The following is a 25,707-nucleotide window of genomic DNA, read 5'->3' as shown; positions in this document are numbered from 1 at the left end:
AGACGGCGTGAGGATTGAGGAGGTTTTATCATGAAGCGCTTTGTTTCATTACCAGTCGTAGATTCTAGCCTCTACTTATTTGGCGGTCATATGCGAACGGTTCCCGGGGGCTGGCAGTTTTTTGAGCAGAAACACCAAGCCTTTGAGTTGATGTGTGTGATTGATGGGCGCCAAACAACAGAAATTAAAAATTTGGTCACGTACGATTACGGTGCGGGGGATACCATTATCATTTCTCCTGGGACGTTGCATACGAATCAAAATAGTAGTGCAGATCAGGATATGACTTATATTTGTTTCCATTTCAACATCGAAAATTTGGCGTTGAAGTCGGAAATTATTGGTAAGATTGCGAATACAGTTATCCCGGCCGATCAGCCGATTGCGCAGTCAGCGGTCCGAACGGCCAAGAAGATGGTGGCCTACAGTGCCAATAAGAAGCTGAGCAAGGAACAAGCTAACTTGAAAATTCAAATCGCTGTTTTGAATTTCTTCTATGATCTGACGGAAAATCTGCAGAATTATGAGTCTCGAAATGGCAAGAAGTACACGGAGAGTGAAGCCAAGACCAGCCGTCAGATTGCAACGATGATCAAGGAACGTATCGAGCGGGATGAGGCGGTCAACTTTACCTTCGGCGACATCTGTCAAAAGATTGGAATTAGTAGTGGTTATGGGCATCGGACGTTTAAAAAGGTTTATGGCGTCACGCCACTGCACTATATTGAAAGTCAGAAGTACAACAAAGCCAAGATGCTACTGGGGTCACCAGAGTATTCGATTGAAGACGTTGCGGACTTGATGGGAGCAAGTAGCGTGTCCAACTTTAGTAAGCAGTTTAAGAAATGGGCGGGCACGACGCCAAGCAAATATCAACGACAAATGAAGCAAAAACGGCGGGTACGGACCGTCAAAGAAAGTGGCTACTTCGAGTAGTTTCACGTGCACAAAGTAACAGCTTTGCTCGGTAAAAGGTTAATTTACCGGGCTTTTATTTTGTAAACTAGGTCACAATTTAACTAAAAACAGTCATGAAATAAGATAGCCATTTCTTCTGGAAGCGATTACAATGCAGTTGTAGTTAGCTAACAAAATAAAACAGCGGGTTAGCGTTTGGCCATGCTAAGTTCGTTGTTCTCAAGTTTCAGCGATGAGGCTTGAGGGAGTGATAAATGGAAAGCCGGTTAGCACTGGTCGTGAAATTTATCGGGATGTTCAATCAATGATGCGAGTTTCAGCAATTTTTTTACCTACCTTGGTTGGTTGCATCTACCAACCAGATGACATAATTCTAGTGGACGCCTTCGTAAATCAAATTGACTTACGAAGACGTTACAAACATTTTCCTTTGAAAGGAGTTTTCGCATATGGCCTCAAATAGTCAGGCTGATGCCACAAAGGCTCAAGACAATCCGCAAGATGAGTTCGCCAAACTTTCTTGGCGTGAGCGTATTAGTTATGGTGCTGGGGATTTAGCTCAAAACTTAATCTTTGGTACGATTGGGTCAATGTTACTTTTCTACTTAACCACTGTTTACGGAATTTCCGCCGCAGTTGGTGCTACGATTTTCTTAGTTGTTCGTTGGGTCAACGTTTTCTGGGATCCGTGGGTTGGTGCCTTCGTTGATAAGCACAACTTCAAGTCTGGGAAATATCGTCCTTACTTGATCTACTGTGGGATTCCAATGACGATCTTCGCCGCAATGCTCTTCTTGCCAATCGATGCTGTACGGGGCAGTGTTATGTATGCCTTCATCGCTTACTTGGCAACGGCCTTGATCTACTCCTTCGTTAACATTCCTTATGGGGCTTTGAACGCTTCATTAACGCGTGATAACGATGAAGTTTCCACTTTGACTACTGTCCGTATGACTGAAGCCAACATTGGTAACTTATTGGTTTACACATTCTTGCCATTATTTGTTCAGATGGCTTCTCCTAATCCACAATCTAAGGATATTGGGTTCTTCGGAATTCACATGAACTTAGGGGATTACACCTCACCAAAAGCTGGGAAGGCTTACTTCTTAGTTATGGGTATCTACATGATCATTGGGTTTATCATGTTGATGTGCACTTACTTCGGTATCAAGGAACGGGTCTTACCTACGGCTAAGGAATCTGCTGCCGTTAAGTACTCCGACTTGTGGGTTGAATTTAAGCAAAACAAGCCACTGCAAGTATTGGGTTCCTTCTTCCTGATTGGCTTTACCTTCATGTTCTTCGGGAACACTGTATGGCCATTCTACATGCAATACAACATCGGTCACTCCGAATGGATGGCTTCCATTAACTTGGTTGGTTCCATTCCTGGTATCTTCTTGGTATTCTTATGGCCAATCATCCGTAAGAAGATTGGGAAGCGTCAATTCTTCTACGCATTCTTGGCTCTGTTCATTGTCGGGACGTTAGTTCTGTGGGCTTGGGCTATGCCAGCCTTCAAGGATGCCACTGCTCTTGGTTACATTGGTCGTTTCTTACAACAATGGGGGATCACTTCTGCTACTGGTTACATGTGGTCATTGGTTCCAGAAGTTGTTTCTTACGGTGAATACAAGTCTAAGAAGCGGGTTGCCGGTATCATCAACGCCATCATGGGTCTGTTCTTCAAGATTGGGTTGGCTCTTGGTGGTATCATCCCTGGTTACATCAACGCCTTCTTCAAGTTTGATGGGACCAAGACGAGTCAAAGTTCTGGTGCTTTGATGGGTATCCAATGGTCAATGATCTGGTTACCAATCATCTTTGCCCTGATCGCTATGTGGATCATGAGCAAGTACACCTTGTCTGACGCTGACGTTAAGCGGATGAACGAAGAACTTAACGCTGAACGTAAGGCTAACAAGGTTTAGGTCACTAACTTTAGTTAACTAATTTTGTTAAGGAAAGGAAGATTCTTTTATGAAGATTCAAAACCCCGTTTTACCTGGTTTTAACGCGGATCCTAGCATGATTCGGGTTGACGACACGTACTACATTGCTAACTCGACGTTTGAATGGTTCCCTGGTGTTCGTTTACATGAATCCAAGGACATGGTTCACTGGAACTTATTACCATCACCACTGTCAACAACTAAACTGTTGGACATGGTTGGTAACCCTGCTTCTGGTGGGATTTGGGCACCAGATTTGAGCTATGCTGATGGCAAATTCTGGTTGATCTACACCGACGTTAAGATCACCGACGGTCCATTTAAGGACATGACCAACTACTTAACCACGGCTACGGATATCCGCGGACCATGGACTGACCCAATCAAGGTCAACGGTGTTGGTTTCGATGCTTCCTTGTTCCACGATGATGATGGTCGCAAGTACCTGGTTCAACAAACCTGGGATCACCGTGAATATCACCACCCATTCGACGGGATTACCTTGACTGAATTTGACACTGATACGATGCAACTGAAGCCAGAAACGGCACGGAACCTTTACAATGGGACCGACGTTAAATTGGTTGAAGGTCCACATCTGTACAAGATCAATGGTTACTACTACCTGTTCGCTGCTCAAGGTGGGACTGTCTTTACCCATCAAGAAGTTGTTGCCCGTTCTAAGACGCTCGACAAGTTATCCTTCGAAAGCGAACCAGATGGCCCATTCATCACCAACATGGATACGCCAGACTTCTACTTACAAAAGCAAGGTCATGGTGCCTTAGTTAACACACCAGGTGGCGAATGGTACTACGCATCATTGGTATCTCGTCCTTGGAACCACAAGAACGAATCTGCTTATGATCCACGTGGTTGGAGCACACTCGGTCGTGAAACTTCCATTCAAAAGGTTGAATGGGACGATGCTGGCTGGCCACGCGTTGTCGGCGGTCATGGTGGTCAAGTTGAGGTTGAAGCACCTAAGGATGCTATCTTGACGAAGGCACCTAAAGACCACTCACAACATGATGAATTCGACAAGTCAGAACTTGACTTGAACTGGAACACCTTACGTCAACCATTCACCAAGAAGTTGGGAACGGTCGGCAACGGTGAATTGAAGTTAGTTGGTAACCAATCATTATCCAGCAACTTTGACGTTTCCTTTGTTGCACGTCGTTGGCAAGCATTCAACTTTGATGCTGAAACCAAAGTTAAGTTTGATCCATTCACGTATCAACAAATGGCCGGTTTGGCTAACTTCTACAACGACAAGCACTATTCTTCAATCTTCATCACTTGGGATGAAAAGAAGGGTCACGTTATCGAAGTTGCCCAAAACGACGACAACAACTACACGTCTTACTTGAAGGACGATGCAATTGCTATTCCTGATGGTACCGAATACGTTTGGTTCCGGACGAAGGTTCGCAAGCAATCTTACACTTACGAATACTCATTTGACGGTAAGAAGTGGGAAACTGTTCCAGTTGAACTGGATGCAGCCATTCTCTCTGACGACTACGTCTTACAGACTTCTGGTGGATTCTTCACCGGTGCCTTCGTTGGATTATACGCTGTCGACTACGCTGGTTACGGCCAAGCCGCTACGTTCGATCACTTCGATTACAAGGAATTGCCTGACAACGTTACGTCCGAAAACCTGGTTTCTGAGGACTAATTGATTGGCACAGTTCTCAGCTGGGTGTATGATAGCGCCAAGGTAATGAATCGGTGAACTGGATTGAGACCACTCTGTTGGTCAATTCACCGGGACGTAACCGGTGCTAGCAACAGATGAAGTATGTGAATATGTAGAGAAAGTCCCCCCGAGTAATCGGAGGGGCTTTTTCTGTTCGGGGTTAACTGTGACTCTACAGGAGTTCAAGGGGGATAGCGAGGATGTTGCCTCGCTTTCGTTTCACCCGTTAAGCAGTCACCAAAAATGATGAATGAGTGGGTGAAACGATTGCGAGTCGAGTGTTTAGGTGTCGGTTGAGCAAGTCTGGTAAGCTAAAATAACCAGGCAGCATTGTGAGTTGGGCCTTATTGCTAGCTATGCTAAAATATGGGTAGTAAGAAGGGGTGGTTGGATGCTGAAACGACGGGGACTTTGGGGCTTGATTTTAGGCTTACTGGTAGGTTTACTATTCTGTGTGCAGGGACAATCCGTGCGAGCAAGTGCAGATTATACGATTTCGCCATATCGGGTAAATGTTCAGGTCCTTAAAGATGGGGATGCCAACGTTACTCAGACGATGACGTATCGGTTTGATGACGACTATCATGGGGTATTTAATGTTCAGGACATCCGCGGCATTCAGGGTGGTAAGTTGACTGGTGTGCAGTATCGCGTCAATGATGGCGGTATGGTGACCGGGGTGCCAGCAACGGATGGTCAAAATGGAAGTTATGAATTAACGCAAAACAAGCAGCGCTTAAAGGTCAAGCTGTATCAAACGGTAAGTGACGGTGATCAGATGGCCGTGACGTATCGTTTCCATTTACGAGGGGTCGTTAAGAATTATCGCGACACTGCAGAATTGAATTGGAAGGTCATTGGAACCGGCTGGGATGTGCAGTTAAACCACGTTAAAATTACAGTTCAATTGCCACAGACAAAGGTTGCTAAGCTTCAAGCCTGGACGCATGGGCCATTATCTGGTCACACACAGGTCGATCGTCAGCATGGTAGGGTGGTGATGACGGTCGCCCAGAATCCAGCAGAATCGTTTGTTGAGAGTCACTTGTTGTTTCCGACGACGGTAACGGCAACCAATCCCAACAAAGTGGCTAAGGACCGATTAGTGGCGGCCCAGCAACAGGAAGCTAAGTTAGCGCGGCAAGCGAATCAGAAACGCCAGCAGGCGCGGTGGTTACGCTGGGGATTCTTCCTGGTGTTAATCGCTTTATTAGTCGGCTGTGGCGTGCGTTCATGGTGGTGGTACCATCGTCATCCGGCGAATAAATACGCGCATCCAACGCCGATTAATCACGCCTTTGATGTTCCAGGTGTTACCCCAGCCTTAGCGCAATCGTTAGCCGACGGAATGTCTCCTAATACCGATGCCCTAGCCGGTGAGATTTTGGCCGCAGCAGCCCGCAAAGAGATTACGCTAGAACCAGTGAAAGATGGGCGTAAGGAAACAGTGAAGCTGACCAAAAATGGGGAGCAGACCAATACCTTTCTGGAGAAATGCTTTGCGCAAGTTGGCAGTGACGATAGCTTTACGTTGCAGGAATTGAAAACCTTTGGTAAGCATGATGAAAATGATGAACTAAACAAGTGGTTTAGTGAATGGCAAGAGCCGATTGATGATGCAGCAGATACCTATTACGATGATAAAAATCTGAAATTACGTGAGCGGCTCATTGGCACACGGCTTGGATTGAGTGCTTTGATTATCGTTACCGCAGCAGCGAGTTGGCTGTTGGGAGTAACTGTTGGTAAAGTTGGTACCGTAGTTGGACTGATAGTCCTGATTGCATTCTGGATAGTTGTGGGTCGCTTCTATCGGCGAATTGATCGAAACAATGCAAAAGGTTTAGATCAGGTCAATGAGTTAACTGGGTTTCGACGGATGTTAAAAGATATTGGTCATTTCAATACGGCCGAGATTGGCGATTTGATTCTTTGGGAGCAAATCTTACCGTATGCGGCAGCCTTCGGACTAGCACAACAGGTCGCTGACAAGTTAGCCGTAGACTTTGGCCCAGAGGCGTTGGACACTGATCTAGTGGTCTTCTATCCCTTATTCTACGGTGGGGTGGGGTTACCATTGGGGGATGCCCTGAGTGACAGCTTATCTTCCGCATTGCAGTCAGCCGATACTAGTAGTGACAGTTCCATTTCCGGTGGCTCTGGCGGCTTTTCTGGCGGTAGTTCCGGCGGATTTGGTGGCGGTTCTGGTGGTGGCGCATTTTAAATTTAGTGAGAATCCTCTGAAGATTCACCAGTAGCGGCGAATCCCCAGAGGATTTTCATTCTAATCTGATAAAATAGTAGCAAATTTTTGCGTGTTATTGAGCCTGTTTCATGTGAAACATTACAATGCCGTATCGTTTAGCGAGAAAGATTGACACTGTGCGCCTGGCTTTGTAAATTGGAGACATAGTGGTTCAATCGGAACCCGTATTTTGGAAATTCACTGGAGGTCTCATCATGGAAATCGCACACCACCGGTGGCCGTTGTGGATTTTATACTCCGCGGCCTTTATGGTGATTGCGGCGTTTAGTTTTGGTATCTTTATCGTAGCTAATCGTACGTTGATTTGGAATATGGATGGCGTGACACAGCATTATCCCTTAATGCTGGAGCTTCACCGCTTACTGACAAAATCTGGGCTAGCAGGTGTGACGGGCTGGTCGTGGACCTTTGGTTTGGGCGCAGACAAACTCACGACCTTAGCCTATTACGTGTTGGGGGACCCGTTCGCCTATCTGTTGGCATTATTACCGGCTCACTTGATTGAAGCGGGATATGGCTGGTTTGTTATTCTACGATTGTATACATCGGGTCTCGCTTTCTTGGCGTTTACCCGTTGCTATACATTTAAACCGTTCAGCCGGTTATTAGGATCATTGATGTATGCATTTGCCGGGTATTCCCTCATGATTGGCGTGCATCATCCCTTCTTTATCCTGCCGATGATTTGGTTACCTCTGTTATTTCTGGGAATCGACCGCGTGTTGCGTGGTAAAGGGTGGGCGTTCCTTGGGACCATGACCGGGCTGACTGTCTTGAGTAACTTTTACTTTGCTTACATATTAGGTTTGGGCAGTTTGATTTATGCCGTTATTCGGTACTTGAGTTTGAAAGAGCAGAGCCAACTTCGGGAGACGCTACGACACGCTATCAGTCGACTGGTTGCCGCTGCGGTGGCCGGATTGTTGCTGGCTGGGATTTTGTTAGTGCCGTCAATTATCATGATGCTGGGATCTACCAGAACGGGAACAATCTTTGCTAATGGCCTGTGGCTGTATCCCGCGAGTTATTATCTTAAGTTAGGCAATGCAATCCTTACAACGGGGAACCCGCTGAGCTATTGGGCCGTCTTTGGCATGACAGGGATTGCCTTTCTAGGATGTGTGTACACCCTTGTCCATTGGCGGCAGTATCGTCCGTTAGCGGGGACCCTAGTCCTAGTGATGGTTGGTCTGATTTTTCCGGCGGTCGCCGCCTTCTTTAACGTGCTTTCAACACCATCTAATCGTTGGTTGTTGCTGGTGACAGTTCCTTTGGGACTGGCAGCGATGGTGCTGCTAGATCATGTGACCCAATTAACGATGGCGGATCGCTGGTGGCTTGGCGGGAGTGCAGCGGTTTTACTCGCTCTCGTGTATCTTAGTAACGGCCTGATTTTCAGTAATCCGGCGCGTAACCTCATTACTTATGGTCTGTTCTTGGCAACGGTGGCAATCCTCCTGGGAAGTTCCCAGCAACCGGCACGGCTGACCCTCACACTAGTCGGCGTTGTATTGAGTATAAATTTGATTAATAATGCTTGGGGTTACTATGATCCCAATGCTAGTCCCCAGGCGACTCAGCAACTCCGTAAGGGTGATGCTACGGCTTATATTCGTGATTATTATGATGGTGCTGATCGCGCCGTTCGGCAAAAGAGAGTATTTTCCCGCAGTAATACGACGCCGAACTTTAATTTACTGCGAACCGTGGGTAATAACATGGCGATGGCCCATAATCTCCCCGGCGTGATGTCTTATTTCTCAGTTCAAAATGGTGCCGTGGGGCAATTCAGTCGGGACATTCAAAACTCGGCATATATGATGAATTCTCCCATTGGTCGAGGCGACAATCGTTCAAGTCTGAATCACCTGTTGGGTGTCAAAACGATTTTTGCTCGGGAAGACCAAGTCGCCAACCACGCCGCCTTACCGTATGGCTACCATGCAGAGAAACGGATTTATCCCGAACAGGCCGTCTATGGTTTGTCTAATGGTGTGGGAACTCAGCGCCTCACAACATCACTGAATTTTCCGTTGGTTTACAGTCAGCCACAAGCAATGACGGCAAAGCAATGGCGTCAATTATCTGCGGTCAATCGGGAACGAAGTTTGACCCAAGCTGCTATGACGCAGACGAAAGTGACAGGGGTTCGGTCAGCCAAGTACCACTCTTCAGCACGAAACTTAGACTACACGGTCACCTCAGAGACGATACCGGTGATTGACAGTCCTAATAAAGTCGTTCAGTATCGGTTGAGCCAGGCACTGGCTGGGCAAAAGAAGGGGCTGAATGATAAGCAGTTGGATTACTTTGGTAGTTCTGTGACCGTTCCCAAGTTACCCGTTGACCAGAACGGGCTGATTAGTCAGAAGAATGAGCAGAAATATGCGGAACAGGTTCGATTGAATCAGCACCGAACGCAGTTAGATCAAGTGTTGACGGCTAATCAACAGATTCTTCAGGATACAATCACCGCCAACCAACGTGGGTTACGTCAACTGGCGAGTGATGCTCAGGGAAATCAAATCAAGTATACGTTGACCTTGAAGCGGCCTAAACGGGCGCAGGGAACGGAGCTGTATTTGGCCTTGGACGGGATCAGTGCGAAACGTCTGACCACGTCTCGACAGTTGCGGGATCAGGATAATACCAGCGTCTTAGGCAACACACCACGCTCAAATCTGACGAAACTAAATGATTGGCGCGATGCCGTTAAAAATCCGGATATGGGAGATTACTGGGTCAAGGTAAAGACGCGTAATGAGACGAATAGTTTTTCCCAGTTTGGAATTGATAATCTTTCGGATTACGAGCCTAAGCAACGGGTTCTACTGAACCTAGGCTACTCGAAGCAACGACGACAGACGATTGATGTGACGTTTAATGCGACTCGCCAGATTGATTTCAAATCAGTCAAGCTTATTGCGATGCCCTATGATCATGCTTATGATCAACAGGTCCATGCCGCTCAGCGACGGGGACTGAAGAACGCGACCGTTAGTGCTAATCGCGTAACGGGAAATCTGACAGCGACACGGACTAGCGTTCTGACCACGTCAATTCCATATTCTAAGGGCTGGCAATTGAAGATTGATGGGCGGCCAGCTGAAACGCAAGTTGTAAACGATGGCTTTGTCGGCGCACGTTTGCCGGTAGGGGAACACCACATTCAGCTAACTTACCATACGCCTGGATTTATTCTGGGGTGCTGGTTGACTTTAGTCGGTAGCATCGTCCTGATTGGTGCGAGCGGCTGGCGGTGGTGGCATTATCCGCAACATCGTCACTAAAAATAACCCGGGAAATTTGAAGACAATTGCGAGTTAACCTGGGTTATAATTTTTACAGATAGACAAAACGCGTTCACTTCCATTGGGGGACTGAGCGCGCTTTTTTATGGGAGTAACTATTGAAAAAAGCACGTGCCCCATATTTAATGAGGACACGTGCTTAGTATTAATCAGCGTTTAAGATCCAAAGGAAGAGGACGAAGACAACGGCCAAACCGTACATCATAGGACCGACTTCTTTACCTCGTTTAGCAGCAATCATCGTCAGTGGGTAGGTGATGAATCCTAAGGCAATCCCATCTGAGATGCTGTAGGTCAAGGGCATTCCCAAGACAATCAGGAAGGCTGGTGCAGCGACCTCGAACTTTTCCCAGTGAATGTTCTTCAGAGATTGGGCCATCAAGACCCCCACAATAATCAAAGCTGGTGCGGTAACTTGGTTTGTGACCACAGCCAGCAGTGGGGAGAAGAAGGCGCCGAGGACGAAGAGGATGGCCGTTACGATAGCCGTGAAGCCGGAGCGACCACCGACGGCGATTCCGGCGGAGGATTCAACGAAGGCCCCCATTGGGGAAGTTCCAAGTAAGGAGCCAGCAACCATTGTTGTGGAGTCGGCCATCAGAGCCTTACCAATGCGAGGAATCTTGTTGTTTTTAACCAAGCCAGCTTGTTCTGCCAAACCGACCAATGTTCCCGTTGTGTCAAAGAAGGTCACGAGTAGGAAGGTCAGAACGACGACAACTAACTGTAAGGAGTTGATACTACCAACGTGGGTCAGCCCCACCATAAAAGTTGAACTAATGCTAGGAATACCGGCAACGATATGAGCGGGCATGGGAATCAGCCCCGTAATTAAACCTAAAATTGAGTTAGCGACCATTCCAATGAAGATGGCGCCCGGCACCTTAGCGCTCATTAAGACTAACGTGACCAGTAGACCAAAGATGGTCAGCCAAGTACTGCCGACCTGTAAGGAGCCCAGCGCAACGACCGTGGACTTATCAGGGGCGACCAGTCCCCCCTGGCTCAAGCCAATAAAAGCAATGAACAGCCCAATTCCGGCACTGATTGCCATCTTGAGGTCCCGTGGAATAGCGTCAACGACTTTTTCTCGTAGCTTGAAGGCTGTTAAAATCATGAATAGAATGGAAGCCACAAACACACCGGCTAGCGCCGTTTCCCAAGGGACTTTCATCCCAATGACTACGGAATAAGCGAAGAAGGCGTTGATTCCCAAACTAGCGGAGATGGCAATGGGATAATTGGCGAGGATACCCATCAGGGCACATCCAAATGCGGAAGCGAAGGCCGTGGCGGTGAAGACCGCCCCCTGGCTGATTCCAGAAGCCCCTAAAACTTGGGGGTTAACAAACAGGATGTAAGCCATCGACACGAATGTCGTGATTCCGGCTAAAATTTCTGTTTTGTAATTGGTTCCTAATTCCTCAAACTGAAAAAACTTGGCAATTCTCTGCATCTTATGCGCTCCCTTAAAACTTAGTAGAACACGAACGTTAATCACTATTGTTCGTGTTTTTCTCTCAAATCACTACTAAAAGAGCTTAACATTTATTTTATATGAATGCAATTACGAATTAGAAAATAAATTATAAAAATAAAGTTCGTAAATAAAAAAGGCAACGTCGAAGACGCTGCCGAATAGCATAACTAGATTTGAATTTAGTCGGGGTCTGCAAGGGATTTTCCACTGGTGGTAGTTTTGAAGGCCGTAAAAGCTGTGTCAATCGTCTGATACTCTGCGGGGGTCAACGTTATAGCCAGAGCTTGAGCATTGGCCGCAACCTGATCGGCATGCTTGGCACCGGGGATAACGACACTAACCAATGGATTTTGCAGATACCAAGCCAGGATTGTCTGGGCAAGTGTTGCTTGATGGGCAGTTGCAATTGGTTTGACCGCGGTTAAAGCCTGTAGCGCTTGACCATACCGAGGTTGCTGGAAATCACTGATCTGGCTACGAATGTCATCAGTCGGGAATGAAACGGCGTCAGCGTATTTACCAGTTAGCAAGCCAGATGCCAAGGGAAGGTAAGGGACGAAGCTAATCTGATGGTCCTTGAGATAGGGCATTAAATCGGCTTCGTAGTCTCGGTGAAGGAGGCTAAATTCGTCTTCCACGACATCGACATAACCGTCTGCGTTTGCATCTTTGATTTGATCGAGGCTGAAGTTTGAAATACCAATGGCTCGAATCTTCCCCTGTTCACGTAGCCGTTGCAGTGCGCCGACCGCTTCGGCTTTGGGTGTTTGCTTGTCGGGAAAGTGGATGTAGTAGATATCGAGGTAATCCGTCTTCAAACGTTTGAGACTGGCATCGACCTGTTGCGTCAGAAAATCAGGATCGTTATTAATGACCTGTTCGCCGGTGGAGAAATCTTGGGCGCCCTTCGTTGCCAGGGCAAAGCTGTGACGATCGAAGTCGTGCATGGCTTGGCCGACGAGCTCTTCGGAATGACCTAGACCGTAGACAAATGCTGTATCTAGAAGTTGAATGCCGTTGTCGAGGCCAGTCTTGACCAGGTTCAGACCGTCAGCATCCTTTAAATTGGGAAACAGGTTGTAACCACCGACCGCGTTGGTTCCCAGTCCCAGTGGGGTTGTCTGAACGTCACTTTTACCAATCGTTACCATTTCGTGTGTCATCGTATACCTCCTATTGATTAATGGATATTGCGTACAGTATTACACGCTTATTATACCGGATTATTCAGGCCAACGACTGTAAGAAGTTTGTCAGGAGACTATCAGTGATTGGGGACTTTCTGGTACACTGGGAGGCAAGGAAAAAGGAGCGAATAACAGATGACAACTTATGTAATTGTAGGTGCAACGACACTGGGACAGAGCGTAGCACGGCAGTTAATCGCGCGAGCGGATAGTGCTGTTCGGATTGTTCACACTGCCAAGGCCCAATTGCCAGCAGATTTAGCCGCCCAAGTCACAGAGTTTACGGGCGATCTGACGAAGGAAGCGAGCTATCAAGAGGCCTTAAAGGATCAACCGATTGTTTTTTCAGCGTTGACGGGGATGGACGTGGACTTGGCGTTCGAAGCGCTCTTCGATGCTCAATACCATCAGCGTCTACAACTGACGCGTTTTGTCATGTTAAGTTCGGCGGGCGTTGATCAAGAAGTTACGGGTGAGCTGGATTACCCAGGAATTACGGACGTCAAAGAGTATCTTAATCAGCAGCGGTACGCAGCCAAACTGGTTGATGAAGCGGAATTCCCGTATACCATCTTGCGGCCAGTTACGCTGACAGCCGACCCAGCAACGACACCTAAGATTATTAAGGAAGGTGCAGCAGTACCGGCCGGCCATGTTTCACGTGAAACAGTGGCAGCAGTTGCGACACAGATTGTGATTAACGGTGGCTATGACTATCAGTCACTGGCAATTTGCTAAACCTTTCGCAAAGTTTTGGGTTTCCCCTGAAATTATTGTTTGTTGCGGGCAATTGTTTGTTAAAATAGGGTCAGTGGGGTGAAGTCATTGGCATTAAATATAGATAGTCAGCAATTACAGGCGATTCGAGAGCGGATGGGTGAGGCCAATCAACGGGCCCACTTCGTTATTTTTCAGTCCGTTGAGAAAAAGACGGGTAAGCCATTGCGGCTTATCACTGATATTGAAAGTTTTCGGGCAATTCAGGAACAACACGCTGAAGACTCTGAAATGACGATTATCCAAGATATCGTGCCGATCACGGATGCGCTGGCACGGTGGGCAATTGCGGAAAATATGGCAGCTCAGCAAACCAATGATGCTAGCGTCCTGACCGATTTGGAATATTATACCAACGAAGTTTTAAAGGAAAATCATCAGGCCGTTAATCCCCCGGATGACGACCAGAATTAAGTAGCTTAACGATTCCGTTAGGCTGCTTTTTTATAGCACAAATTGTAAGACGTTTTACGGCGAAATCTTTATCGAAACTGGTAAGATAAAGGTAGCTACAGGGGAGCAATTTTTGAGGAGGGATCGTTATGAAAAAAGGAAAGTGGCATCAGTTAGGGTTACTGGTCGCAATAGTTGCGTTAGTCATGGGGATGGGCGCTTTACCCGCTCAGGCAAAGAGTGCAGCTAAGGCTAAGACCGTCACGTTCGGTCAATTAACGAATAAGAATCCTAAGCGGCTGGCGGCAATTAGACAGGCGGCACGACAACAGATCTTGAAGCAGAAGCATGCCAAAGGTAGCAAGGTTGCGGCGGTTTACAAGGTCAAGTTGCCAAGACATATGAATAAGAAGGCCACGTTAACCGCTAAGGGATTGCGAATGAATTTATTGGCCAATTCATTTAAGGTTAAGCAGATTACGATTCCTTACACCCAATTAAAAGGAAAAGTTCTGAATCGTTATCTGCCAAAGGCCAATCGTACGAAGGCAGTTAAGACGACCAAGATGGTTGCGTTGACCTTTGATGATGGCCCCGACAAGACGCTCACGCCACGTTTGCTGAAGACCTTGAAGAAGTACAAGGTCCACGCAACCTTCTTTGAGACGGGACAGAACGTCAGCCGATACCCACAGATTTCACGGGCAGTGTTGGCGGGTGGCAATGAATTAGGTAACCATTCCTGGAACCATCCAGACTTTAATCGTATCGGTACGGCGAAGACCGTTAGTCAGATTACACGCACCAACCGCGCAATCTATCAGGCAACGGGGACGCTGCCACAGTATGTTCGTCCACCATATGGGAACGTCACAGCTGCTGAGGGACGAGCTGTTGAACAGCCCATCATTCGCTGGTCAGTGGATTCCCGTGACTGGGCTTACTTGAATAAAAATAAAGATATTAATGAAGTGATGAAGGATACCCGTGGTGGTGACATTATTTTAATGCACGACATTCATTCACAGTCGGTCGCAGCGGCACCAACGATTATTAAGCGACTAAAGGCTAAGGGCTATAAGCTGGTTACGGTTAGCCAATTGTTAAATAATCAAGCGTTACCGGGGTTGCAGTACTTCGGTGCTCACGATTACCGCACGGTCGGCAAATAACAAAAAAACGATTGATTCCACGAATTTCGCAGAACCAATCGTTTTATTTTACGCTAAAAATTCTTGAGCGAGTTGTTGGTAAACGTGTTGGACGTGTAAGAACTGGTCTAGGTCGACGTATTCATTGGTTGCATGAGCTTCATTCCATTCACCAGCGCCATAAACGATGACGGGGAAGTCATTGGTCGACTTGGTAAATTCGGAAGCGTCCGTTGCACCGTGAATAACTTGTAGCTGTGTGTCGCGGCCAAATTCCTGGTCAGCAATCTTCTTCGTTAATTGGACCAGGGGTGAATCTTGACGGCTAATGATTGGCTTAAAACTGTAGTCCACGTGAAGCGTTAGGTGTTCGTCTTTTTCCTGATTGAGATGGTCAACGACTTCGTTTAAACGCTGGATAACAGCGGCATTGTCGAATTCGGGAATAGGCCGGATATTACCTTGGAGTTCAGCTTTAGCCGGAATGCTGTTGACCTGCTCACCACCGTTGAAGACAGTCACGCTGTGAACCAGCGGCCCGAGTTCAGGACTTACCGGTGCATCGTCAAAGGCAGTAGCTTCGGCCGTGATGAATTTAGCTAAATTTGTGACGGCGTTGATGCCCTTCTCTGGCATGGAACTGTGTGCGCCTAGCCCTTGTGAGTAGACGTGATAATTGAGGGAGCCATTGTGAGCATAGACAATATTACCGCCGGTGGGTTCACCAATGACCATGGCGCTGAGGTCGTCCGCCAGACCCTGTTCCGTAAGCATCCGCGACCCCATGGCACCATTCTCTTCACCAACGGTTCCAATAAAGCGGAGCCGACCATTTAGTCGCGTCTGCTGGTCAGCAAGAGTAAGGAAGGTGATGACCATGGCGGCCAGACCACTCTTCATGTCAGCAGCGCCACGGCCGTAGAGACGCCGACCTTCGATGTGCGCACTGAAGGGATCGAACTTCCAATCTTCAGGATCGCCGGTTGCAACGGTGTCCAGGTGACCAGAGAGGGAGAAGACCTTGTCGCTGGTCGAATCGCCGATCTCGGCAACGAGGTTACTGCGCCCGTCGGCATAAGGAATCTGTTTGGCAGCGATACCGTGTGCCGCGAAGAGCTTTTGAATGTAAGTGGCGACTTCAGCTTCGTTACCGTTAACGGAATTAATCTGAATCAGCTGTTGTAAAATTTTTATTTGTTCACTATCTTCCATAGGGATAAAGCCTGCTTTCTCATCTATTTTTAATGTTAATTCCTAGTGTAGCACGCTCAGCTAGCATTGACGACTAATCTGTAAGCAATGCTAAGAATACAACAAAATTTATGGCAAACACATGTTCGCTTTTGTGCTGCTTTGTGCTAGAATATAATCAAGTTAGACAATGAGAGCGGTTGGTCAACATGTGTCTTTTGACGCGTGTATCATGAGAACCAGCGGTGTACGAAGCCTGCTATTATGGTGGGACTGTACTGATAGGCGTCATTAATTAGGAGGTCGGCAAATGAGTTTGCAATTTATTTTAGGTAGTGCGGGGCAGGACCATCGGACACCCATGGTGGCGGCAATGACCGAACAGGTTACCACGAAGCCCGCAGATCAGTGTTATTACATTGTGCCTAATCACATTAAGTTTGAAACTGAAGTTGATGTCCTGACTGATTTAAAGAAAAAACTGGCACCAGATCAAGCGTTGTTTGCGCAGACGCAGGTCCAGGTCTTTTCATTTACGCGGTTAGCCTGGTTCTTTATGAAGAATGAACCCGTTTATCAGATTCCTCGAATCTCAACTGCGGGGCTCAACATGCTGATCTATCAAATCATTCAGAGTCATGCGGATGAACTGACAATCTTTCGTGGCGAAGTCGATCGGCCAGGTTTTGTCAGTCAGCTGACGGCGCAATTGGCTGAATTCAAGGTGGGACAAGTTACCGCTGCGGACTTGATGCGTGCAATTGACCAGCTAAGTACCAACAATGCTGATTTACAGGCGAAGCTCCATGACTTAATGGTTATCTATGAAGCCTTTGAGCAACAGATGTTGGGAAAGTATGTGGAAAACACAGACCTGCTGAATCAATTGGCAGAGTTCTTGACCACTAAAATTGATTTGAGCCATGCGCATTTTTATTTGGAAGGTTTCTCACAGTTAAGTGCGCAAGAGCGTAAGTTGACGGCGGCACTAATTGAACGTGCAGACAGTGTTACCGTTGCATTGAACTTGGATAAGGGTTACCCACAAGACTTGCCGGATACCACGGCACTTTTCTTTCAGTCCGGGAAACTCTATCATCAACTCTACAATGTGGCACGCGCCGGCCAAGTTCCCGTAAGAAATGATCAATATGCCCGAACGGCACGGGTTTCAAATGATTTGCAAGCATTGGATGATTTTTGGCAAGCATCGAGTGCGATGACGCCACAGCCGCAACCTGTTGACCAGGTGCCAACGCATATTCAGATTGTGCAAGCGGCTAATCGTTATGTGGAAGTTTCTCGGGTGGCAACGCAGATTCGTCAAATGGTCGCCAGTGGTCAGTATCGCTATCAGGACTTCCTAGTCATGGCGCGTCATTTAGACCACTATCAGACGGTGATTGATCCGATATTTAAGGCCCAAGAGATTCCGTACTTCGATGATGCCGATGTTCAGATGGCGGATCATCCCTTTGTCGAATTGATCAATGCTTTATTCGATGTTGAACGCCGTAATTATCGGTATGCCGATGTTTTTCGGGTCTTGAAGTCAGAGCTGCTCTTACCCCAAGATGATGGCGAGCCCATGGCGTTATCTGCTTATCGGCGCGCACTCGCGTTGACGGAAAACTTTGTCTTAAAGAATGGCCTTGAAGGGCAACATCGGTGGACTCAGACGAAGGATTGGGTCTACATGCGACTCTCAGCGGGGGATGACCAGGTACAGACGACACACGACGAGCAGATTACAGCACAGATCAACTTAATTCGGCAGTTTGTTGCCCAGACACTGCCACCGTTTTTCGCGCGGTTAAAGGCTGCTAAAACGTATACGGATGCGGCCGCGGTGATGTATCAATTTCTAGATCGTACGGGAGTCAGTGCTCAGTTGATGACCTGGCGTGATCAAGCGATTGCGGCTGGAGACTTGATGCGTGCTGGTCAGCCAGAGCAGACATGGGCGACGTTCTGTCAGATGTTGGACGAGTGCCATAGCATTTTGGGCCCGTTGCCGTTCAATCAAGCAGACTTTCAGGCGTTGCTTCAGTCCGGCTTTGCGGGGGCTAAATTTAGCCAGATTCCATCAACATTGGATCAAGTGACGATTACCGAAAGTGGAATCGTTCAAGCCAACAATCGGAAGGTGACGTTCCTCATGGGCGCGACGGCCGATGACATGCCGGACAATCAAATCCCGACGAGCCTGTTGGCGGATAATGATCGTCATGATCTGAGTGAACAATTGCAGGCGGTGGATGAGGACAGCTATTTACGAGATGACGCGGCGACACAGTTGGCGGGAGAACCCTATCTCAATTACTTAGCTTTTCTGAGTGGCAGTGAGCGGCTAATTTTCAGTTATCCAGCTACGAGTGATGAGGATCACAATGGCTTGCAAATTTCGCCATATGTTGAGCGTATTCGGCAACACTTTAAGCTACCGATTATTGTGGCACCAGCCGCCCCAAAGGCGGAAATGACCGATATTTTACCGTTTGTAGGAACGCGACGTACGACACTGCGCCATCTTGTGCAGGCGAGTCACGATAGCCAGTTGCGTGAGCAGTCACTGTCGCAGCCATGGCTATATGTGCTCAATGAGCTTAGTCATGATACGAATTATGGTAACTTAACAACAAAGTTACTCGGGAGTTTGAGCTATCGTAATGTGCCAGAGCATCTGACGCCGGACATCGTAACGCAACTGTATGGTCAGAAAATCAGTACGTCGATTTCTAAACTGGAAGAGTACTACGCTAATCCATATGCTTACTTCTTAAAGTATGGCCTGCGCCTACAGGAGCGCGATGTCTTTGAACTTTCACCAGCCAGCACCGGTGAGTTCTTTCACGCGACCATGGACGGCTTGATGAAACAGATCAAACAACAAAAGCTAAATCTGGCAGATCTTGATGAGCAGCAGTTGCAGGAACTGACAACGGTGGTTATTCACGATGTATTGGATACGACGACCAATCCGCAATTTGCTATCTTGGAGAGTTCGCACCGGATGCTGTATATTCGCCAGCAGTTGATCAAAACGATGCGGCAAATGGCCAAGACGTTACAGGAGCAGAGTGGACGCACCAAGTTGCGGCCGAAGCGTACGGAAGTCCAATTTGGTTTGGGCGATCAGAATGGGCTGGCGGCTCTGTCGTTTGATCTCGGTAAAAAACGTCAGGTGACAGTTCGTGGTCGAATCGACCGATTGGATGCACTAGAACTCAAGGATAAGACGTTCTTGGGTATCGTAGACTACAAGAGTTCCGAGCATAAATTCAGTTACCAGGACGCCTACTATGGTCAAGCCATGCAGATGTTAACGTACCTAGATGCTGTGAAGAAGAATATGCCAGAACTGTTGGCCGGAGAGTCTGGAGACGTGCAGCGCGCGGAGCTGGCTGGGGCGGTCTACTTACACTTGCAGAATCCGATTCTGCGGGCGGCGGATGTGATGGATGACGATCCGCTAATGGCGCTGTTGAAGGCCGAACAATACCAAGGACTGCTGTTAGATGATCCTGATTTACTGACGAATTTGGATTCCTTATTTGCAACGGATGATTACCATGGCAGTTCGTTACTCTTCCGCGGTTTACGGCGGGGTGTCAAGGAAAATTACACATCTTACAGCAAGATGCTGGTCAATCCGAGTGAGCTGGATTTACTCTTACAGCACACGGAGGGCTTAATCAAGCGGGCGGCCACGGAGATTTTTGATGGTCACGTTGATTTGGCACCAACGCGGGAGCAAAATAAGACGGCGTTACAATATTCACCGTACAAGTCGATTATGCAGTTTGATCCCTTACTGACGGAGAATAATTATCGTGATCTACAGCCGCTCAAAAAAGATGATGTTATGACGCGGATCAAGGAACAGCTAGAACAGGAGGACCCCGATGGCAAAATTTGAGTTTACGCCCAGTCAAGACCAAGCAATTCATGAAAATGGGAATAATCTGCTGGTATCAGCCTCAGCTGGTTCCGGTAAGACACGAGTGTTGGTTCAGCGTGTCATTGAAAAACTCAAGGCCGGGACCGGTATCGATGAGGTGCTGATTGTAACCTTTACGAAGGCGGCTGCAGCCGAGATGCGCGAACGGATTCAAACGGCCTTACGTCAAGAGTTAGCGACGAGTCAGGGTGATAGTGACCGCCAATCATTCTATTTACGCCAGCTGAATCAGTTGCCGGTCGCAGATATCAGTACCTTAGATGCCTTTTGCCTGCGGGTTCTACAACACTACTACTACGTGATCGACATGGATCCTGTGTTCCGTTTGTTGGCTGATGAGACGGAGAATGCCTTGCTACGCGATGAGGTTTGGGCCGATGTTCGCGAACAACTCTATGCTGAGGGCGAGACGCTGGCAAAAGATGGGGAACAGAATTTATTTGCCCGGCTGACGGAGAACTTTTCTGGTGACCGTAACGATGATGGTTTGGCCGAACTGGTACAGCGGACCTATACGTTTGCCAACGCGACCGCAGATCCTGCGGCATGGCTGACCGCCTTGCCAGAACCGTACCACTTAGATAGCGATCGGTTGTCTGCAACCAGCTTTTATCGCGAACAGCTACAACCGTTGTTCACGGCACAGTTACAGCAGATTCAGGCGGACTTGACCAGCGCCCAGCAGTTAGCTGAGCAGGCCAATCTAACCAAACAATTTGACCATCTGACAACCGTTATAAGTAGTCTTAAGGCTACTTTGGCACTGGTGGACCATGGGAGTTGGAACGCACTGAGAGCGGCTGTCAGGGACTTTAATTGGGGTCGGATGCCGAGTGTCCGCAAGACTAACGAAGACTATGCGGTGTATAACCATCTCAAGACAACCTACTATGATCCAGCGCGCAAGCAACTCGAGACGCTGAAAAAAGGATATTTGATCCAGCCCGAGGAGCAGGCGATGACCACGATTCGGCGATCTGGTGAATTGGTAGGTGAATTGGCTCGTGCTGTGACAGCCTTTCGGGATGCGTATGCGGCCGAGAAACAACGGCGTCACGTTTTAGATTTTGCTGACGTGGAGCACGCGGCACTTGAAATTTTGACTCGTGATACGGATCAATCACGGCAAGTCGCTGCACAACTACGGCAACAATATGCCGAAATCATGGTGGATGAGTATCAGGATACGAATGGCCTACAGGAAGCAATTCTGACAGCAATCGCGAAACCAGCACCCACCGGTAATTTGTTCATGGTGGGGGATGTCAAACAGTCTATCTACCGGTTCCGGCAGGCAGATCCAACGTTATTTATGGACAAGACCGATCGTTACACTGCCGACCAGCAATCTGGTAAACTAATCGTTTTGGCCGAGAACTTCCGCTCCATGAAAAATGTCGATGATTTTACGAATCTGATCTTCAAGCAGTTGATGGATCGGGAGTTGGGTGAAATTGACTATACGGGAGCCGCACAGTTAAAATTCGGAGCAACGTATTACCCTGAAGATGTGACAAGTACAGCCGAGCTATTGGTGTATTTGACGGATGGGGACGAGAAAACGTCTGGTCCTGCCGACTCGGAAGATCAGGAGCCGATGGATGCTACCTTTCAGGTAGATAATAAGCATCAGGGTGAAGTGCTCCTGACTGGAAAGAAGATTCAAGAGCTGATTGCAGCGAAAACACCGATCTATGACCGTGATGCTCACAAAAATCGGCCCATTAAGTACGGTGATATTACCTTGTTGACGCCGACACGAACCAATAATCTGATTATTACGGATGAGTTGCGACGGTTAGGTATTCCAGTCGTTGTTAATGATGCGCAGAACTATTTTAAAACCACTGAAATTCAGATTATGATGGCTCTTCTTAGAATCATTGATAATCCCTACCAGGATATTCCACTGGCGGCGGTTCTACGTTCACCCATTGTTGGGCTCAATGAAAATGAACTGGCAGCGTTACGGATCAATCAGCGGACGGGGGATTACTATCAGGCTGTTTTGCACTACCAGCAGACCTACGCAGCGGCAAGTGCGAGTGATTTTCAACAGACACTTTATGAAAAGATCAGTCACTTCTTAGAACAGTTAGAGCGTTTCCGCGATGTGGCTCGGCAGAATCAACTGGTGACCTTGATCTGGCAGATTTATCAGGATACCGGCTTCTTGGATTATGTCGGAGGGATGCCGGCTGGTGAACAGCGGCAGGCCAACCTACATGCCTTGTATGAACGAGCGCAGAGCTATGAACACAGTAGTTTTAAGGGCCTGTTCCAGTTTGTTCGATTCGTTGAACGTTTGCAGGAACGGGACGATGACTTGGCGGGGGCGCCTGTTCAGGCTGCCGAGAACGCCGTGTCAGTCATGACCATTCATGGAAGTAAGGGGCTGGAATTTCCAGTCGTCTTCATCATGGATGCATCGCGGCAGTTTAATCGGCAGGATCAACAGGGAAGCTACGTGATGAGTGGCAAGCAGGGAATTGGGATCGACTACTTAGATCCCGTCAGTCGGATCAAGGCACCTAGCTTGCAGAAACTAGTCACAGCTCAAGCCATTTCGCGTGCAAGCTTGGCGGAAGAAATGCGTAAACTTTATGTGGCACTGACCCGTGCGGAATCACAGATTTATATTGTAGGCTCCCATAAGACGAAGGAAGAGGCACTGAGTGTTTGGGAACAAGCCTTCCAGAGTCCCAATCTAGTTTTAAACGCCACGTTACGGGAGAAAAGCACTGCAGCGAATTACTTAGATTGGATTGGGATGTGCTTGATTCGGGATACCAAATTTGAAGATGATTCACAACCGGCTGGTGAATCGCTAGCTGCTCTCGCTGGAGATCCGGCCAATTTCAAGGTAAGCTTTGCAACAGCCAACGATTTGGGCCCAGCCCCAGCAGTTAATACGGCAACGGTTGATTGGTTCAAAGAAACCAGTACTGTGGCTGCTAAGACGGCAGAAACCGTATCCGGGAGTGAGTCGATTCGGCAAGTCATGGATTTTAGTTATCCCCATGAAGCAGCCACGCAAACGACGGCCTACCAGTCTGTCTCAGAGGCAAAGCGATTGTTTGAAGACCCCGATAATGCTACGATTGGCGAATATCAACCCGTAGGTAATGGCCAACGCGGCCGGCGGTTCGTGACGCATGATTTTGCCCGACCAGAATTCTTACAGACTGTTCGAGCACCGTTACCAACCGAAATTGGGACGGCGACCCACCTAGTCTTGCAGCAATTGGATGTGACAACCACGCCGACGGTCGCAACGATTCAGGCTAAGATTGATCAGTTAGTTGCCGATCAAGTCCTGACGTCAGAGGTTGCCGCACAGGTACGGGCAGATCTGATTCTGCAGTTCTTCACCACGCCGGTTGGTCAACAGATCCTTGCCCACCCTGCGGAATTACATCGAGAAGTCCCATTTTCCCTATTGATGCCGGCTAAGAGTCTCTTCCAGGACTTCAAGGAAGCTGACTCACAGGTCTTAGTCCACGGGATTGTGGACGGCTATTTGCAAACGGAGAGCGGCATCATCCTCTTTGATTACAAGACAGATCACGTCAACACGAACGCTGTTGAAAAGAGTACTGCCAAGATTGTCGACCGGTACAGTGGTCAGGTTAATCTGTACGCGGCGGCGCTTCAACAGATGACGGGACAATCCGTTACAGCTCAGTATTTATACTTGCTGACTACGGGAGCCCTGGTTTCCGTGCCTAGCAAACAAGTGAAAGACTAAAAAAATCTTCACCGCAACGACCCAAGGCCATTGTGGTGAAGATTTTTTGGAAGATTAATGATGAATTAAGATCAGTGAGATCAGAACGAAAACCAAGACAACCATGACGGCAATGACCCCAATTAAGCGGCGATTAAAGTGATGGTCCAGGTGATAGACGTAGCCGAGTACCCCGGCCAAGGCCAAGAGACCGACTACAGTTAGAATGATCAATTTGAGTTTAACGTCGAAATCCGTAGTTAACATGGCGCGCTTCCTTTTCTCTAAGTCGTTGGCATCATTATACCAGAGAACGGGTCAATCGCGTTCCAATAGGAGCGCGATACCCATGCCGCCACCGATACACATGGCGGCGAGGCCACGATGCAGATCACTGTGAAGCAATTCGTGCAAGAGGGTCACGACGATCCGGGTTCCGGAGGCGCCGAGTGGATGGCCGAGGGCAATGCTGCCACCATTCACGTTGAGCTTCTCGCTGGGGAGTTTAAGGTCCCGAGCAATTGCGACGGACTGCGAGGCAAAGGCTTCGTTGACCTCATAGCGGTCGATATCGTTAACGCGTAAGTGATGTTGGTCCAGAACGTCTTGGATGGCGTAGACTGGTGCGTACCCCATGATGTCGGGATCGATACCATTTTCGTGGTAGCCCGTCAGTGTTGCCAGGTAAGGGATGTTGGCAGCCTGAGCTGCAGATTTGCGCATCAGCACCATTGCGGCGGCACCATCGTTAAGGCCAGCCGCATTCCCTGCGGTCACAGTGCCATCGGCTCGAAATGCTGGTCGCAAGGCAGCTAGTTTTTCCAACGAGGTGTCGGCGCGGACAGCCTCGTCCTGAGTGATCAGCTCATCGCCGACCGGTACCGGAACGATTTCATCGTTGAATTGGAAATGTTGTTGTGCGGCAACTGCTTTTTGTTGCGAATTTAGTGCGAAGGCGTCTTGGGCCTCGCGACTAACGTTGAATCGTTCCGCAACGTTCTCCGCCGTGATGCCCATAGGCACGTTGGTAAAGGCGTCGGTGAGGCCGTCGCGGGTAAGGCTGTCCGTGAGTGAGACGTCACCAAACTTGTGGCCCCAACGTGATTGATGGTTGAGATAGGGCGCCTGACTCATACTCTCCGTACCACCGACTAAAACGGCATCGGCGTCTCCCATGAGAATTGCCGTTTGACCCAGGCGAATAGCCTTTAGGCTTGATCCGCAGACCTGATTGATGGTCATTGCCGTGCTTGTGACGGGGAGACCAACGTTAAGTTCAATCTGACGGGCCACATTTTGACCTAGGCCAGCCTGCAGGACGGTACCAAAGATGGTTTGCTGAATCATGGCGGGGTCGAGACCGCTACGGGTGACGGCGGCCTGGGCGGCAATGGTACCTAACGTGACGGCTGAAACTGACCGCAGACCGCGGCCAAATTTGCCGATGGGGGTCCGTGCCGCACTAACAATAACAACTTCTTCTGCCATGTAAATGAGCGCTCCTTTTTCCGATAAGTCTTCGAACCTTAAATATAACCGACTTTGGCCAATTTGTCTTGAATTTAGACGGGGAAACAGTGAGATTTGGCCATTTCTTAAATATTTTGGGTCTTGGTGTAATGGACAGCGTGACGATAAGATTCGTTAAATTGTTATTAATAATCAGCGGCAATTATTAATAATTA

General features: G+C 48.2%; 15 protein-coding genes. 10 read left to right on the top strand and 5 right to left on the bottom strand.

What is annotated here, in order from left to right; all coding sequences use genetic code 11:
• Positions 1-30: 30 nt before the first annotated feature.
• From ACEPSU_RS00315 to ACEPSU_RS00295, 5 genes are all read left to right on the top strand, one after another.
• Positions 31-936, top strand: coding sequence for a helix-turn-helix domain-containing protein (locus tag ACEPSU_RS00315; protein ID WP_395322026.1), 906 nt, complete (start codon positions 31-33; stop codon positions 934-936).
• A gap of 431 nt (positions 937-1,367) precedes the next feature.
• Positions 1,368-2,852, top strand: a complete 1,485-nt coding sequence (locus ACEPSU_RS00310) for an MFS transporter (protein ID WP_395322024.1) — start codon at positions 1,368-1,370, stop codon at positions 2,850-2,852.
• A 49-nt stretch (positions 2,853-2,901) separates the two neighbouring features.
• Positions 2,902-4,557: a glycoside hydrolase family 43 protein gene (locus ACEPSU_RS00305; protein ID WP_395322022.1), complete on the top strand. Its 1,656-nt coding sequence runs from the start codon at positions 2,902-2,904 to the stop codon at positions 4,555-4,557.
• A 412-nt stretch (positions 4,558-4,969) separates the two neighbouring features.
• Entirely contained in the window at positions 4,970-6,802 is a 1,833-nt protein-coding gene (locus ACEPSU_RS00300; RefSeq protein ID WP_395322020.1) for a DUF2207 family protein, read from the top strand.
• A 236-nt stretch (positions 6,803-7,038) separates the two neighbouring features.
• On the top strand, positions 7,039-10,134 hold the full coding sequence (locus tag ACEPSU_RS00295) for a YfhO family protein (RefSeq protein ID WP_395322018.1): 3,096 nt from the start codon (positions 7,039-7,041) through the stop codon (positions 10,132-10,134).
• A 166-nt stretch (positions 10,135-10,300) separates the two neighbouring features.
• Here the strand turns inward: ACEPSU_RS00295 and ACEPSU_RS00290 are convergent, their stop codons facing one another.
• Positions 10,301-11,611: an NCS2 family permease gene (locus ACEPSU_RS00290; RefSeq protein ID WP_020088877.1), complete on the bottom strand. Its 1,311-nt coding sequence runs from the start codon at positions 11,609-11,611 to the stop codon at positions 10,301-10,303.
• Positions 11,612-11,814: 203 nt separating this feature from the next.
• A complete protein-coding gene (locus tag ACEPSU_RS00285) occupies positions 11,815-12,798 on the bottom strand; it encodes an aldo/keto reductase (RefSeq protein WP_395323455.1) in 984 nt (327 codons plus the stop codon).
• A gap of 159 nt (positions 12,799-12,957) precedes the next feature.
• Here ACEPSU_RS00285 and ACEPSU_RS00280 point away from each other — a divergent pair, with 159 nt between their 5' ends.
• The 3 genes from ACEPSU_RS00280 to ACEPSU_RS00270 all read left to right on the top strand — a co-directional run bounded on the left by ACEPSU_RS00280 (position 12,958) and on the right by ACEPSU_RS00270 (position 15,164).
• On the top strand, positions 12,958-13,560 hold the full coding sequence (locus tag ACEPSU_RS00280) for an NAD(P)-binding oxidoreductase (RefSeq protein ID WP_395322014.1): 603 nt from the start codon (positions 12,958-12,960) through the stop codon (positions 13,558-13,560).
• 78 nt (positions 13,561-13,638) lie between these two features.
• On the top strand, positions 13,639-14,013 hold the full coding sequence (locus tag ACEPSU_RS00275) for a hypothetical protein (protein WP_395322012.1): 375 nt from the start codon (positions 13,639-13,641) through the stop codon (positions 14,011-14,013).
• A 128-nt stretch (positions 14,014-14,141) separates the two neighbouring features.
• Positions 14,142-15,164, top strand: a complete 1,023-nt coding sequence (locus ACEPSU_RS00270; RefSeq protein WP_395322010.1) for a polysaccharide deacetylase family protein — start codon at positions 14,142-14,144, stop codon at positions 15,162-15,164.
• A gap of 48 nt (positions 15,165-15,212) precedes the next feature.
• Here ACEPSU_RS00270 and ACEPSU_RS00265 read toward each other — a convergent pair whose 3' ends face one another.
• Positions 15,213-16,355: an ArgE/DapE family deacylase gene (locus tag ACEPSU_RS00265; protein ID WP_395322008.1), complete on the bottom strand. Its 1,143-nt coding sequence runs from the start codon at positions 16,353-16,355 to the stop codon at positions 15,213-15,215.
• A 289-nt stretch (positions 16,356-16,644) separates the two neighbouring features.
• Here ACEPSU_RS00265 and ACEPSU_RS00260 point away from each other — a divergent pair, with 289 nt between their 5' ends.
• Both ACEPSU_RS00260 and addA read left to right on the top strand, forming a co-directional pair.
• The gene (locus ACEPSU_RS00260) at positions 16,645-20,253 is read left to right on the top strand and encodes a PD-(D/E)XK nuclease family protein (RefSeq protein ID WP_395322006.1); all 3,609 of its coding nucleotides are present in this window, start codon (positions 16,645-16,647) and stop codon (positions 20,251-20,253) included.
• Positions 20,240-24,043, top strand: a complete 3,804-nt coding sequence (gene addA / locus ACEPSU_RS00255) for a helicase-exonuclease AddAB subunit AddA (protein ID WP_395323451.1) — start codon at positions 20,240-20,242, stop codon at positions 24,041-24,043. The genes ACEPSU_RS00260 and addA overlap by 14 nt, the downstream gene beginning before the upstream one ends.
• A 54-nt stretch (positions 24,044-24,097) precedes the next feature.
• Here addA and ACEPSU_RS00250 read toward each other — a convergent pair whose 3' ends face one another.
• Positions 24,098-24,289 carry a hypothetical protein gene (locus tag ACEPSU_RS00250; protein WP_395322002.1) on the bottom strand — a complete coding sequence of 64 codons (192 nt, stop codon included), beginning with the start codon at positions 24,287-24,289 and terminating at the stop codon, positions 24,098-24,100.
• 51 nt (positions 24,290-24,340) lie between these two features.
• Positions 24,341-25,510, bottom strand: a complete 1,170-nt coding sequence (locus tag ACEPSU_RS00245) for a thiolase family protein (protein ID WP_395322000.1) — start codon at positions 25,508-25,510, stop codon at positions 24,341-24,343.
• Positions 25,511-25,707 lie beyond the last annotated feature (197 nt).

Origin of the sequence: Levilactobacillus parabrevis (assembly GCF_044051715.1) — a bacterium.
Classification (GTDB): Bacteria; Bacillota; Bacilli; order Lactobacillales; family Lactobacillaceae; genus Levilactobacillus; species Levilactobacillus parabrevis.
The sequence above is the reverse complement of the archived record's forward strand: the minus strand, read 5'-3'. Positions and strand labels throughout refer to the sequence as shown.

What these genes read in the sequence shown, in the direction of transcription:
- addA (WP_395323451.1), top strand. Translation starts at nt 20,240, where the DNA reads ATGGCAAAATTTGAGTTTACGCCCAGTCAAGACCAAGCAATTCATGAA.
- ACEPSU_RS00270 (WP_395322010.1), top strand. Translation starts at nt 14,142, where the DNA reads ATGAAAAAAGGAAAGTGGCATCAGTTAGGGTTACTGGTCGCAATAGTT.
- ACEPSU_RS00295 (WP_395322018.1), top strand. Translation starts at nt 7,039, where the DNA reads ATGGAAATCGCACACCACCGGTGGCCGTTGTGGATTTTATACTCCGCG.
- ACEPSU_RS00250 (WP_395322002.1), bottom strand. Translation starts at nt 24,289, where the DNA reads ATGTTAACTACGGATTTCGACGTTAAACTCAAATTGATCATTCTAACT.
- ACEPSU_RS00315 (WP_395322026.1), top strand. Translation starts at nt 31, where the DNA reads ATGAAGCGCTTTGTTTCATTACCAGTCGTAGATTCTAGCCTCTACTTA.
- ACEPSU_RS00285 (WP_395323455.1), bottom strand. Translation starts at nt 12,798, where the DNA reads ATGACACACGAAATGGTAACGATTGGTAAAAGTGACGTTCAGACAACC.
- ACEPSU_RS00245 (WP_395322000.1), bottom strand. Translation starts at nt 25,510, where the DNA reads ATGGCAGAAGAAGTTGTTATTGTTAGTGCGGCACGGACCCCCATCGGC.
- ACEPSU_RS00300 (WP_395322020.1), top strand. Translation starts at nt 4,970, where the DNA reads ATGCTGAAACGACGGGGACTTTGGGGCTTGATTTTAGGCTTACTGGTA.
- ACEPSU_RS00305 (WP_395322022.1), top strand. Translation starts at nt 2,902, where the DNA reads ATGAAGATTCAAAACCCCGTTTTACCTGGTTTTAACGCGGATCCTAGC.
- ACEPSU_RS00260 (WP_395322006.1), top strand. Translation starts at nt 16,645, where the DNA reads ATGAGTTTGCAATTTATTTTAGGTAGTGCGGGGCAGGACCATCGGACA.
- ACEPSU_RS00280 (WP_395322014.1), top strand. Translation starts at nt 12,958, where the DNA reads ATGACAACTTATGTAATTGTAGGTGCAACGACACTGGGACAGAGCGTA.
- ACEPSU_RS00310 (WP_395322024.1), top strand. Translation starts at nt 1,368, where the DNA reads ATGGCCTCAAATAGTCAGGCTGATGCCACAAAGGCTCAAGACAATCCG.
- ACEPSU_RS00290 (WP_020088877.1), bottom strand. Translation starts at nt 11,611, where the DNA reads ATGCAGAGAATTGCCAAGTTTTTTCAGTTTGAGGAATTAGGAACCAAT.
- ACEPSU_RS00265 (WP_395322008.1), bottom strand. Translation starts at nt 16,355, where the DNA reads ATGGAAGATAGTGAACAAATAAAAATTTTACAACAGCTGATTCAGATT.